At 38.6% G+C, this 12,709-nt stretch carries 11 protein-coding genes; 1 reads left to right on the top strand and 10 read right to left on the bottom strand.

Annotated features, from left to right (window positions below):
• Nucleotides 1-2: 2 nt before the first annotated feature.
• Nucleotides 3-887 (bottom strand): pyridoxal 5'-phosphate synthase lyase subunit PdxS, encoded by an 885-nt coding sequence (pdxS, locus tag ACKXGF_RS00055; protein WP_167263005.1) that lies wholly within the window; start codon nt 885-887, stop codon nt 3-5.
• Nucleotides 888-947: 60 nt separating this feature from the next.
• Between pdxS and ACKXGF_RS00050 the strand changes: the two genes are divergently transcribed.
• Nucleotides 948-1,130, top strand: coding sequence for a hypothetical protein (locus ACKXGF_RS00050; RefSeq protein WP_411954366.1), 183 nt, complete (start codon nt 948-950; stop codon nt 1,128-1,130).
• On the opposite strand, the gene ACKXGF_RS00045 is transcribed toward ACKXGF_RS00050, so the two are convergent.
• The 9 genes from ACKXGF_RS00045 to dnaA form a co-directional block, all read right to left on the bottom strand.
• On the bottom strand, nt 1,127-2,449 hold the full coding sequence (locus ACKXGF_RS00045) for a serine hydrolase (RefSeq protein WP_411954365.1): 1,323 nt from the start codon (nt 2,447-2,449) through the stop codon (nt 1,127-1,129). The two genes, ACKXGF_RS00050 and ACKXGF_RS00045, sit on opposite strands and share 4 nt — an antisense overlap.
• Before the next feature lie 179 nt (nt 2,450-2,628).
• Nucleotides 2,629-3,696 (bottom strand): HD-GYP domain-containing protein, encoded by a 1,068-nt coding sequence (locus ACKXGF_RS00040; protein WP_411954364.1) that lies wholly within the window; start codon nt 3,694-3,696, stop codon nt 2,629-2,631.
• Between the two features lie 15 nt (nt 3,697-3,711).
• Nucleotides 3,712-6,165: a DNA gyrase subunit A gene (gyrA, locus tag ACKXGF_RS00035; RefSeq protein WP_411955605.1), complete on the bottom strand. Its 2,454-nt coding sequence runs from the start codon at nt 6,163-6,165 to the stop codon at nt 3,712-3,714.
• 109 nt (nt 6,166-6,274) lie between these two features.
• Nucleotides 6,275-8,197 (bottom strand): DNA topoisomerase (ATP-hydrolyzing) subunit B, encoded by a 1,923-nt coding sequence (gyrB, locus tag ACKXGF_RS00030; RefSeq protein WP_411954363.1) that lies wholly within the window; start codon nt 8,195-8,197, stop codon nt 6,275-6,277.
• A gap of 39 nt (nt 8,198-8,236) precedes the next feature.
• On the bottom strand, nt 8,237-8,527 hold the full coding sequence (gene remB, locus ACKXGF_RS00025; protein ID WP_167263013.1) for an extracellular matrix regulator RemB: 291 nt from the start codon (nt 8,525-8,527) through the stop codon (nt 8,237-8,239).
• A gap of 18 nt (nt 8,528-8,545) precedes the next feature.
• Nucleotides 8,546-9,655, bottom strand: a complete 1,110-nt coding sequence (gene recF / locus ACKXGF_RS00020) for a DNA replication/repair protein RecF (protein ID WP_411954362.1) — start codon at nt 9,653-9,655, stop codon at nt 8,546-8,548.
• 18 nt (nt 9,656-9,673) lie between these two features.
• Nucleotides 9,674-9,895, bottom strand: coding sequence for a S4 domain-containing protein YaaA (gene yaaA, locus ACKXGF_RS00015; RefSeq protein WP_411954361.1), 222 nt, complete (start codon nt 9,893-9,895; stop codon nt 9,674-9,676).
• A gap of 135 nt (nt 9,896-10,030) precedes the next feature.
• Complete coding sequence (gene dnaN, locus ACKXGF_RS00010; RefSeq protein WP_411954360.1) at nt 10,031-11,176, bottom strand: DNA polymerase III subunit beta; 1,146 nt, start codon at nt 11,174-11,176, stop codon at nt 10,031-10,033.
• Between the two features lie 186 nt (nt 11,177-11,362).
• On the bottom strand, nt 11,363-12,709 hold the full coding sequence (dnaA, locus tag ACKXGF_RS00005) for a chromosomal replication initiator protein DnaA (RefSeq protein WP_411954359.1): 1,347 nt from the start codon (nt 12,707-12,709) through the stop codon (nt 11,363-11,365).

The raw sequence follows: 12,709 nt of genomic DNA, 5'->3' as shown, positions 1-12,709 counted from the left end.
CTTTACTCACTACGATCTTGCATACGATCGTTACCTTCAAGCGTTGATGTTTCAAGACCAGGCATTGCTGTACCTAGATCTTTAGATAACTTAGCAATTAACTCATAATCTTGATAATGGGTTGTTGCTTCGACGATTGAGCGGGCGAATTTCTCTGGATTTTTCGATTTGAAAATACCAGAACCAACAAATACGCCGTCCGCGCCTAATTCCATCATAAGCGCAGCATCAGATGGCGTTGCAATGCCACCAGCTGCAAAGTTTACGACGGGTAAACGTCCTTCTTCTTGGACTTGCAAGAGTAATTCATATGGGGCGCCTGTTTCTTTGGCATACACCATTAGTTCATCTTTTGCCATATTCTGAACGTAACGAATTTGTGTTTGGACTTCACGCATATGACGAACAGCTTCAACAATATTACCTGTTCCTGGTTCGCCTTTCGTACGTAACATAGAAGCACCTTCACCAATTCGACGTAACGCTTCACCTAAGTTTCGGCAACCACAGACAAATGGTACGGTATAATCGTTTTTATCAATGTGATAAATATCATCTGCAGGTGTTAATACTTCACTTTCATCAATATAATCTGCACCCATTGCTTCAAGCACGCGCGCTTCCACAATATGACCAATTCGTGCTTTAGCCATCACTGGAATACTCACCGCATTTAATACTTCTTCAGTCACTGTTGGATCTGCCATACGAGCAACCCCGCCTGCAGCACGAATATCTGATGGCACACGCTCTAGAGCCATAACAGCAACAGCACCTGCTTCTTCTGCAATCTTAGCTTGTTCAGCATTCACAACGTCCATAATGACGCCGCCTTTTTGCATCTCAGCCATTCCTCGTTTCACACGATCTGTACCGACATTTGACATATGAGCTCCCCCTATAACCTATCAATCTGTATTTAGTTAGTTAAAACTTAAATATTAATAATGAAAATAGTGTTGAGTTGTTGGATTGTGAGAAGCGAAGGTGGTGACTCCTGCGGGAATAGCACGAGTCTCGAGACCCCACAGGCCAGGCTTTTCGGCCGAGGAGGCTCGAGCCGTGCCCGCGGAAAGCGTCCACCGAAAGCGGATCACAATATCAACAACGGATTTAACAGATGTTATTAAGCAAATAAGCCTTTGATACTATTAAATAGTCCAACAAAGAAGTCACCAATTGCTTGTAGCATTAACATAAACCAATTTGATTTCTCGACACCATCATTGGTTTCAACTGGAACTGAAATAGTAGACTCATCTGATAAAATATTACCATAACTTTGTTCTCCATCATATGTTAACACTAATTTGCCAACTTCTAAACCTTCTTCTACTGGCGCCTCAATCGCACCTTCATCATTTAAAACATCTTCATTAATTTGATAATTCACTGAATACTGGTCCTTTTCACCTTCACGAATCATCGCTTCAATCGGTTCAGCAGACGCAATCTCAATTTCTTCTTCTTTACCATTTACTACTGGAAGCGTTGACTCACCTTCGATTTGATGACCTTCCTCAAATAATGTTTGATTTGAAAAACTATTAAAGCCATAATCAAGTATTTTCTGTGTTTGTTCGAAACGTGCTTCGACACTATCTGTCCGCATGACAACTGAAATTAATCGTGTCCCGTCACGTTTAGCTGTTCCTGTGAAGGTGTGACCTGCTAATTCTGTACGACCTGTTTTTAGCCCATCTAAGCCCTCATACGTATATTTTGCTATATGACCTGGCATACCAGGAAGCATCCAATTGTAATTAATCATTTCATTGCCTTCGAATTCTTGCGTCGGAACACTTGATATTTCTAAGGCCTCTGGATAATCATTGACTAAATGATAAGCAAGCTTGGCCATTGATTTCGCAGAGATTAAGTTATTATCGTCAGGATTTGTTCCCTCAGGATAGTTTTCACCTAAACTACTATTAGATAAACCAGTCGAATTAACGAACTCTGCATTTTCTAAGCCCATTTCCTTTGCTTTTTCATTCATCATTTTAACGAATTCGCCTTCTGAGCCTGCGATTAGCTCAGCTAATGCAATAGTCGTCGCATTATCTGAATAAATCGCCATGGCATCGTATAACTCTTGAACTGTGTATTCATGGTCTAAACGAAGACCAACACCGGAAAATGAATTATTAGCTGAAATTGAATAAGCATATTCACTGATTTCTGTCTTTGTATCCCAATTAATTTCGCCATTTTCAACAGCTTCCCACACTAAGTATTCTGTCATAACCTTCGTCATACTTGCTGGTGGTAATGCAATATCTGATTCTTTTTCAAATAATATGTTTCCTGTTTCAGCATCAACTAAAATCGCTGATTCTGCTTCAACATTAATTTCAGCATGCGCTGTTGTCACGCCTGTCATTAGTAAACTAAACACCATCACCGTTAATACGAGGATGCGTGTCAGGTATGTCTTTGTCTGTTTCATTCTCGGTTCCCCCATGTCTCTTTAATCCTTTTCGACTCAATTCTGCACCGTTTTTATTATACAATATTTTAAGCCTAACCACATCGCCAATTTAAAGAAATTTTAAAATGTGAGTATTGACTTAAACAAGATCGACTATTTATAAAACAAAAGTCACTAGCTACATATAGCTAATGACTCTATAAGATTTCTTCAATATATAAATCTTTTTCATCAATAAGATTTAAAATTTCTTTATTCTTCCTTAACCGAACGAGCGGTCTAGTAGGATAACGTTCATCTGTGAAGACAATCGTTCCATATTCACTATTTGATAGTTTAACTTCAGTTCCGTTTCCGAAATTAACAAAACACCTAACAAGTTCATTCAGTACTTCCGTATCCAATTGTGTTAATTGGTCTTTTCGCATTTCTTCAATAACTTTATAAGGCGATTGCTTTTGACGATACATTCGCTCAGAAGTCATTGCATGGAACATATCTGCGACAGCTAAGATTTTCGCAAACCGATGCAACTTATCCATTTTGACACCTAATGGATAACCCGAGCCATCTAACCGTTCATGGTGCTGTAAGATGGCAATTTTGACATCTTGGTTAAACGGTTCCTTTTCTAGTAAGCGATAAGACTCAATAGGATGCTTTTGAATTTGTTCGTATTCATTATAGTCTATGGATCGTTCTTTTAAATAAACGTCTTTTTGCGACTTTAACATCCCTAAATCTGATAAATAAGCAGCTAATGCAACACCATGACGTTCACTCTCGTCATAGCCAAGTCGTTTGGCTAAATACGTTGAAATAACAGCCATCGCCACCATATGATAATACATATAGAATTTCGGATCATTATAATGATGCAGCTTTAAAATGACATCACGCTTATCCTCAGCTTGCTCTGTTAGGGGCAAAATTAACTCGCGAATCTTTTTCGAATCAAGTGGAGTACGGTAATCCCAATTCTCAAAAATTAATCGTGTTTGTTTAACGACATCCACGAAGTGCTCGAAAAATGGTAACTTTTGAAGCGATTGTTGTTCTTCTTCAGTTAACTCTTCCGCTTCAAACTCTTCACCCGTGACAAGTTTATTAGCCACTTCAACTTCATTAATCCTGAATTTTTCTAGCACTTGGATATGAATAGGATCCACAACTGTATTGCGTGGAATAATAGGTGTCACCGTATTTCCTATGACATCTTTTGTAACTACACAGCCTGGCACAATTTGTTGTGGATGCACTTTCATAACCTAACACCTCTATTACTCTTCTTCAGGAGATTCACCGTCTTCTAGTGTTTCTTCTTCTTGATCTTCTATTTCGTCTTCCGTTTCATCTTCTTTTTCAATGCGGGCAACAGTCGCTACTTCTTCCTGATCACCTAAGCGAATCAGTTTAACCCCTTGCGTATTACGACCTGTCGTTGAAATCGATTTTGATGACATACGAATTAATACACCATCAATCGTCATAATCATTAAGTCTTCTTCACCTGTTACAGGTTTTACGGCTACGACATGACCATTACGAGGGTTCAATTTACACGTTAAAATCCCTTTACCGCCACGGTTTTGCATGCGATATTCTTCTTCTGGTGTGCGTTTACCATAACCTTTTGAAGTAACAGTTAAGACTTCGGATCCTGGCTCTAAGATATCCATGGAGACAACAGCATCATCTTCACGCAATGAAATTCCTTTAACACCAGATGCCGTACGTCCCATCACTCTAACATCTTCTTCGTTAAAACGGATTAAATGTCCTGCTTTCGTACCGATCATCATTTGTTTACTGCCATCAGTCAGGCGAACGGAGATTAATTCATCATCTTCACGTAAATTAATCGCTCGCAGTCCACCTCGGCGAATATTCGCAAACTGTTCAAGCGTCGTACGTTTGGAAATACCGTTTTTCGTTGTGAAGAATATATACCAATCCCTCACATACTCTTTCACCGTAATGACCGCATTTACCCATTCATCTTGATCAATTTCAATCACATTGATTAATGGAAGACCTTTAGCAGTACGACTGAACTCAGGAATTTCATAACCTTTAGCTCGGTAGACTTTGCCTTTATTCGTAAAGAATAACAGCGTGTCATGAGTGGACGTCGTGAGTAAATGCTCCACGAAGTCATCATCGTTCATATTCATACCTTGAATACCTCGTCCACCACGGTGCTGAGCTTTATATGTCGTTGCAGGCAGTCGCTTCACATAGCCTTTGTGTGTCACTGTGACGACAACTGTTTCTTCAGGAATTAAGTCTTCGTCTTCAATTAAATCAGCGCCACCAACTGTAATATCTGTTTGACGTTTGTCATTAAAGCGCTCTTTAAGCTCAAGTAACTCTTCTCGAACAATTTCAAGCACTTTATTTTCATCAGCTAAGATCGCCTTTAATTCAGCAATTAATTCAGTTAGTTCTTGATATTCATTTTCGATTTTTTCACGTTCTAATCCTGTTAAACGCTGCAAACGCATATCTAAAATCGCTTGCGCTTGCTTTTCGGATAAACCAAAACGAGAGATTAATTCATCCCGAGCAATATCTGTTGTTTGTGATTCACGAATCAGCGTGATGACTTCATCTAGATAATCAAGCGCTGTACGTAAACCTTCTAAAATATGGGCACGGGCTTCCGCTTTATCCAGTTCAAACTGAGTACGGCGGGTAATTATTTCTTTTTGGTGTTCTAAGTAATGACTTAACGTCTGTTTTAGATTCAATACTTCTGGTTGCCCATTAACGAGAGCCAACATATTGATTCCGAAAGACGTTTGTAAGGCAGTCTGTTTATATAAGTTATTTAAGACAACATTCGGGTTAGCGTCACGACGAACTTCAATCACGATTCGTAAACCATCTCGGTCTGACTCATCACGTAAATCAGTAATACCGTCGATTTTCTTTTCTCGAACGAGCTCTGCAATTTTTTCGATTAAGCGTGCCTTATTTACTTGGAACGGGATCTCATTGACAACAATTCGTGGTTTGCCGTTTGAATCCTCTAAGATATCAGCCTTCGAACGAATGGTAATAGACCCTTTACCAGTTTCATAGGCATTACGTATACCACTACGGCCTAAGATTTCGCCACCCGTTGGAAAATCAGGACCATAAATATAATCATCCATTAACTCTTGGATCGTGATATCAGGATTTTCACTTAAAGCTAAGACCCCGTCAATCACTTCACCTAGTTGGTGGGGTGGAATATTAGTTGCCATACCGACAGCAATTCCAGAAGCACCGTTTACAAGTAAATTAGGGAAACGGGCTGGAAGTACGACTGGCTCTCTTTCAGTCCCGTCATAGTTATCATCATAATCAATCGTATCTTTATTAATATCGCGCAAGATCTCCATTGAAATCTTGGACATTCTAGCTTCTGTATAACGCATCGCGGCAGCTGAGTCGCCATCTACTGAACCAAAGTTACCATGGCCATCAACAAGCATGTAACGGAAGTTGAAATCTTGCGCCATACGGACCATCGCTTCATATACGGCTGAGTCACCGTGCGGGTGATACTTACCAATGACTTCACCGACAATACGTGCGGATTTTTTATAGGCTTTATCCGAATACATGCCTAAATCGTGCATCGCATACAGAATACGACGGTGAACTGGTTTTAACCCATCACGTACGTCTGGTAAAGCTCGCGAAACAATGACACTCATCGCATAGTCTAAAAATGAGGTTCGCATTTCCTGACTTAAATTAATTTCTTGGACTTGAGGACGTTCTTGATCCAAAAGTAATTACCTCCCTAACAGAAGAACATGAACGTTTAATTCAAACGTTCATGAACTTTTATTAAACATCTAAGTTTTGTACATATTGTGCATTTTGTTGAATGAAATCGCGTCTAGGTTCTACTTGATCACCCATTAACACTTGGAAAATCTCATCGGCATCCATGGCATCCTCTAAGTTAACCTGAAGCAATGTACGCGTTTCTGGGTCCATCGTTGTTTCCCATAATTGCGACGGATTCATTTCACCTAAACCTTTGTAACGTTGATAACTAATTTTAGGTGAGGCTGGCAATTCATTATAAATGCGCTCCATTTCAGCATCATTATACGCATAGTAAATTTGTTTACCTTGCGTCATTTTATACAATGGTGGCTGAGCGATATAGACATACCCATTTTCTACTAATGGGCGCATATACCGATAAAAGAAGGTTAATAATAACGTACGAATGTGGGCACCATCAACGTCAGCATCCGTCATGATGACAACTTTCTTGTAACGAGCTTGCGACAAGTCAAATTCTTCACCAATGCCTGTTCCTAAAGCGGTAATCATTGAACGAATTTCGTTATTCGATAAAATCTTATCCAGGCGTGCCTTTTCAACGTTAATGATTTTACCGCGTAAAGGAAGAATGGCTTGGTTATGACGGTCACGACCTTGCTTAGCTGAACCACCGGCTGAGTCACCCTCAACAATGTATAGCTCACTAATATCAGCATCTTTTGTGGCACAGTCAGCTAACTTACCAGGTAAACTAGATACTTCTAGTGCGCTCTTACGACGTGTTACCTCGCGTGCCTTTTTCGCAGCAATTCGAGCACGTGAAGCCATTAACCCTTTCTCAACGATTTGTTTAGCGACTTTTGGATTCTCAGCTAAAAACTGTGAGAATTTATCGGCGAAGATCTGATCCGTAATGGTTCTAACTTCACTGTTACCGAGTTTCGTCTTCGTTTGACCTTCGAATTGTGGATCAGGGTGTTTAACAGAAATAATCGCTGTTAAACCTTCGCGCACGTCATCCCCAATTAAATTCGGATCATTTTCTTTATATAAATTATTGCGGCGAGCATAGTCATTAATGACACGAGTTAAAGCTGTCTTAAAGCCTGACTCATGCGTACCACCTTCTGTTGTTTGAATATTATTAGCAAATGAATATAAATTGCTGACATAGCCGTCATTATATTGTATCGCAAATTCAACCGTAATATTGTCAAGCTCATTCTCACCATGAATCGGTTCGTGTAGCGCCTGACGCGTATGGTTTAAATGCTCAACATATTCTGAAATACCGCCTTCGAAATAAAACTCTTCTCGGCGAGGTTCTTCTTCACGTAAATCCTCTAATGATATTTGTAATTTTCTATTTAAATACGCTAATTCACGTGTACGATGTAATAATTGATCATACGAATACTCTTCAGTCTCCGTAAAAATATCTGGATCAGGTTTAAAACGCGTTTTCGTCCCCGTGATATCTGTTTCACCAATGGCTTTCACTTCATCATCAGGAATGCCACGTGTATAGCTTTGATAATAAAGCGTACCATCACGATGAACAAACACTTCACATTCGCTGGATAGTGCATTAACGACTGAAGCCCCAACACCGTGAAGACCGCCTGACACTTTATAAGATCCACCATCGAACTTACCACCTGCGTGAAGCACCGTCATGATGACCTCTAATGCTGGCTTACCTGCCTTTTTGTGTAAATCAACCGGAATTCCTCGGCCATTATCGATGACTGTAATGCTATTATCTTTACCGATTTGGATCTCGATTGTGTCACAATGACCTGCTAACGCCTCATCAATACTATTATCGACGACTTCCCAAACAAGGTGGTGAAGACCACGTTCACTCGTAGAACCAATATACATGCCTGGTCTTTTACGAACAGCTTCTAAACCTTCTAATACTTGAATTTGGCTCGCACCATAATCCCCTTGTTGCATTAAATTATCTTCCATAGACATTGTCTCACCTTCATTTTCATAATGATCATGCTTTTAGTTTAAATCCGGTGTTTCGTCCGCTATATCCTCTATTCCATCTAACATATGCGATAATTGCGAACGCTTATTTAACGTTGCAACGGATAAAGAACTAAAATAAATCTCGTCTGTTGTGATCACAATTGCCTTAGGTTCTTCAAACGGCACTTCCACAACATTTCCTGCTTTTCGTTGATTAAAAATCATCTCTTCAACAATCGAAGAAGAATGATAGAGGTTATAATCAATGATCGAAACAACTTCGCTTGAACGTATAACGTGTTCATCACCGATATGAATAAACAACCTGAAACCTCACCTTTCTTATTTCAAATATCCGTTATGAATATTAAACATTTTAGCTTGCTTCAACGTATCATGATGAATGCCATCAACACTCGTTGTTGTGACAAACGTTTGGACTTTGCCCTGAATGGTATTAAGTAAATGCGATTGCCTGTGATCATCCAGTTCACTTAACACATCATCAAGCAATAGCACGGGATACTCACCAACTTCTTGTTCAATGAGTTCAATTTCTGCCAATTTTAAAGATAATGCCGTTGTTCGTTGTTGTCCTTGAGAACCATATGTTTGAACATTACGACCATTTACTTCAAACATTAAATCATCACGATGGGGACCAGCTAATGTTGTCCCGCGTTCCACTTCACGATCTTCAATCGACGTGAAATGGGCTTTATATCTTTCTATTATTGTTTCCAAATCTGTATCCTCTGATACGTCAATGGTCGGTTCGTAATTAATAGTGAGTTCTTCTAAACTGCGACTTATACCATGATGGATTGGAACTGCCCATTCTCTTAACTTTTGTAAGAATTGCAGTCTTCTATTTAAGACAATACTACCGTGTTCAATTAATTGCTCAGTTAAAATATGTAACATCGTTCGATCTTGTTTTGATTGTCTTTGTAAATCTTTTAATAGGGCATTCCGCTGTTTCAGGATTTTTTGGTACTGCCCGAGATGATAAATATAAACGGGTTGAACTTGCCCCAATTCCATATCAATAAATTTACGACGTTCCTGCGGGCTTCCCTTAACTAAATTCAAATCTTCTGGCGCAAACATCACAACATTAAGTGAACCTATATAATCGCTTAATCGTTTTTGTTCAATATGATTGAACTTAGCTTTCTTCCCTTTTCCTGAAAAAATCACTTCGAGTGGGAAAGTACGATTTCTTTTAAAGATGCTCCCTTTTATTTTACCATACTCTGAGTCCCATTTTATTAATTCTTTATCTTTTGACGTTCGGTGAGATTTCGTAAAGGCTAAAACATAAATAGCTTCCATCAAATTTGTCTTACCTTGGGCGTTCTCCCCAATCATGACATTGATTTGATTATCAAATTCTAAAGATAATGAATCGTAATTACGATATTGTTCAATTGTTATATTTTCAATATGCATCATGAGACCCCTAAGTCTTTAATCTTCTTGAGCAACGATAAACGTACCAACGTCCTCTATCTCTACTTCATCATTAAGATACAGTTTCCGTCCACGACGTTGATCTTGTTCACCATTTACATAGACATTGAAGTCTTGTAAGAACATCTTCACCATCCCGCCAGATTCAACGATATTAGCGAGCTTAATAAACTGTCCTAGAGTGATTTCTTCTGTTTGGATTTCAATTGGTTCAGCCATGTTGTCACCTCATTTTATGAATTACGCTTAGAATTTCCCTAACTATATATTTTACTAAAAATTTGCCGATAAGAAAAGAAAACTGAGCCGTAGAGTTAAAAAGTTCTCTTTAGGCTCAGTTGACTTGGAAGTTATTTAGTACGTTCTAACTGGTGTGATGAGTTGTAAAATGTGTTCGGAATCGTCTGTTGGTTGAATAATAAATGGACGCATGGCACCTGTAAAACTGATTTTAACTTCTTCAGCATCAATTGCTCTTAAAGCATCAATCATGTATTTAGCATTAAACGAAATCTTTAATTCTTCACCAGAAATATCATTTGTCTTTAGCATTTCCTCTGCTGTACCGATTTCTGGTGAGTTACTTGAGATTTCTACGGTGTTTTGTTCTTGGGTCACTAATTTAACGATGTTATTGCGATTATCTTTTGCAAGTAAACTTGCACGATCAATCGTCTGCATTAACTCTTTGGCGTTAACATGCACTTCTGTTTTACTTTGATCTGGAATTAAACGTGATGTTTCTGGATAATTACCGTCTAATAAACGAGATAAGAAGAATAAATGCTTCGTTCTAAATAGAATTTGATTATCCGCTACACTAATCTGAATAGACTCTTGAGATTCATCTAATATTTTATTTAATTCACTTAAACTTTTACCAGGAATCACAGTGTTTTTGAATTCTAGTTGGCTCACGTCTTCTTCCATTGAGACACGGCGTGAAGCTAAGCGATGACTGTCAGTTGCAACAAGTTCTAGTTCTCCATTTTCTAATTTAAAATGAACCCCCGTTAAGATTGGACGAGTTTCTGATGTTGAAACGGCGAAATTCGTTTGGCGAATTAATGTTTTTAATAAATCAATTGGCATATGAAAACTATTTTCGGTTTCTAACATTGGGAGTTGTGGATATTCTTCTGGGTCTTGTCCGTTTAATTTGAATTCTGCCTGCCCTGAACGAATTAGAATATTCAAGTCACCATCCGATTCTATTTCAACCGTTTCATCAGGTAATTTTTTAATAATGTCTGGTAGAAACTTCGCTTGAACGACAATTTTACCTGGGTTTATATCATGAATATGAATGATGCCATCTTCTTCTTTAGGAATAATGGATTCGATCGTTACATCAGAATCGCTACCCGTTAAGGTCACTTCATCTTCAGTTGCTTCGATTTTCATTCCAGACAGAATAGGAATAGTTGTTTTCGGTGAAATAGCTTTCATCACGTCTTGAATGCTTTTCATTAATTGGTCACGGTTAATGACGATTTTCATAAGTGCCTCCCTATAAATACGTGTTATATTATTTATTTTGTTTTAATAATTTCAGTCATAATACTAGTAGGGCATGTGGATTTGTGGAAAACTGTCGAAACATCGCTAAGTGCTTGGTTATCCACATGTGTATAACTTGTGCTTAAGGTTGTTACTGTTGTCCACATTATTCACAACTTAATGTGATTAACTTGATTTAATTTGTTCGGTTAATTCGTCTATTTCTCTTTGCAGTTGAATATCATCAGCCATCATTTTAGAGATTTTTTCATGAGCATGAATCACTGTGGTATGATCACGTCCCCCGAATTCTTCACCAATTTTAGGTAGTGAAAAATCCGTTAATTCGCGTGTTAAGTACATCGCAATCTGACGAGGAAAAGCGACTGATTTTGTCCGTTTTTTCGCTGCGAAATCTTCTAAATAGATATTAAATCGATTCGCGATCACTTCTTGGATTCCTTTAATCGTAATTTCTTTTGGCCTAGCATGCGGCACGATATCTTTAAGTGCATTTGCGGCAAGTGAGGCATCAATTTCTTCATTGACGAGCGATGAGTATGCAACCACACGTATAAGTGCACCCTCTAATTCTCTAATGTTTGTGTCAATTTGATTAGCGATATAGAGCATGACCTCATTGGGAATATCTAAGCCATCTGCCTTTGCTTTCTTGCGTAAAATAGCAATCCGCGTTTCTAAATCGGGTGGTGTAATATCTGTAATTAACCCCCACTCGAACCGTGAACGTAGCCGATCTTCAAGTGTCGGTATTTCTTTTGGAGGTCGGTCACTTGAAATGACGATTTGCTTATTATCCTCATGTAATGAATTAAAGGTATGGAAAAATTCTTCCTGAGTTTGTTCTTTTCCAGCTAAAAATTGAATATCATCAATTAGAAGCACGTCGACATTTCGATATTTGTTACGAAAATCAATCGTGCGATTATCACGAATCGAGTTAATAAACTCGTTGGTGAATTTTTCAGATGACAGATAGACAACCTTAGCATCTGGATTATGCTCAAGCACATAATGACCAATCGCATGCATTAAGTGCGTTTTGCCTAAACCAACGCCACCATAAATAAAGAGTGGATTATAAGCTTTTGCGGGTGCTTCAGCAACAGCTAGAGAAGCAGCGTGTGCGAAGCGGTTTCCAGAGCCTATGACAAAGGTTTCAAAGGTATATTTGGAATTAAGCATGGTCTTGGAATCTTGCTCATTTGAATTTGCTTGATTCACTTTTTTCATAGGTTGAGAATCTTCGTCCTTAGATTGACTAGATTCAGGAATGACAAACTTGGGCGTTAACTGTGAACCTGTTATGTCATAAACTGTTTCAGAAATTAACTCAGCATAACTGTTTTCTAACCAATCACGAGCAAATTCATTAGGGGCTACAATGTAAATTGCATCACCTACAATGGATCTGGCTTCTGTTGATTTTAACCAGGTGTCGAAACTGGGTTTACTGACCTTTTTCTCGAGTTCGTTTAGAGTCTGATTCCAGAGGTCGGAGATGTTTTCCAA

Origin of the sequence: Alkalibacillus sp. S2W, from assembly GCF_046764385.1 — a bacterium.
GTDB classification, from domain to species: domain Bacteria; phylum Bacillota; class Bacilli; order Bacillales; family Alkalibacillaceae; genus Alkalibacillus; species Alkalibacillus almallahensis.
This window is presented reverse-complemented; position numbering and strand designations above follow the sequence as displayed.

What these genes read in the sequence shown, in the direction of transcription:
- pdxS (WP_167263005.1), bottom strand. Translation starts at nt 887, where the DNA reads ATGTCAAATGTCGGTACAGATCGTGTGAAACGAGGAATGGCTGAGATG.
- ACKXGF_RS00050 (WP_411954366.1), top strand. Translation starts at nt 948, where the DNA reads ATGAAAATAGTGTTGAGTTGTTGGATTGTGAGAAGCGAAGGTGGTGAC.
- ACKXGF_RS00045 (WP_411954365.1), bottom strand. Translation starts at nt 2,449, where the DNA reads ATGAAACAGACAAAGACATACCTGACACGCATCCTCGTATTAACGGTG.
- ACKXGF_RS00040 (WP_411954364.1), bottom strand. Translation starts at nt 3,696, where the DNA reads ATGAAAGTGCATCCACAACAAATTGTGCCAGGCTGTGTAGTTACAAAA.
- gyrA (WP_411955605.1), bottom strand. Translation starts at nt 6,165, where the DNA reads ATGCGAACCTCATTTTTAGACTATGCGATGAGTGTCATTGTTTCGCGA.
- gyrB (WP_411954363.1), bottom strand. Translation starts at nt 8,197, where the DNA reads ATGGAAGATAATTTAATGCAACAAGGGGATTATGGTGCGAGCCAAATT.
- recF (WP_411954362.1), bottom strand. Translation starts at nt 9,655, where the DNA reads ATGCATATTGAAAATATAACAATTGAACAATATCGTAATTACGATTCA.
- yaaA (WP_411954361.1), bottom strand. Translation starts at nt 9,895, where the DNA reads ATGGCTGAACCAATTGAAATCCAAACAGAAGAAATCACTCTAGGACAG.
- dnaN (WP_411954360.1), bottom strand. Translation starts at nt 11,176, where the DNA reads ATGAAAATCGTCATTAACCGTGACCAATTAATGAAAAGCATTCAAGAC.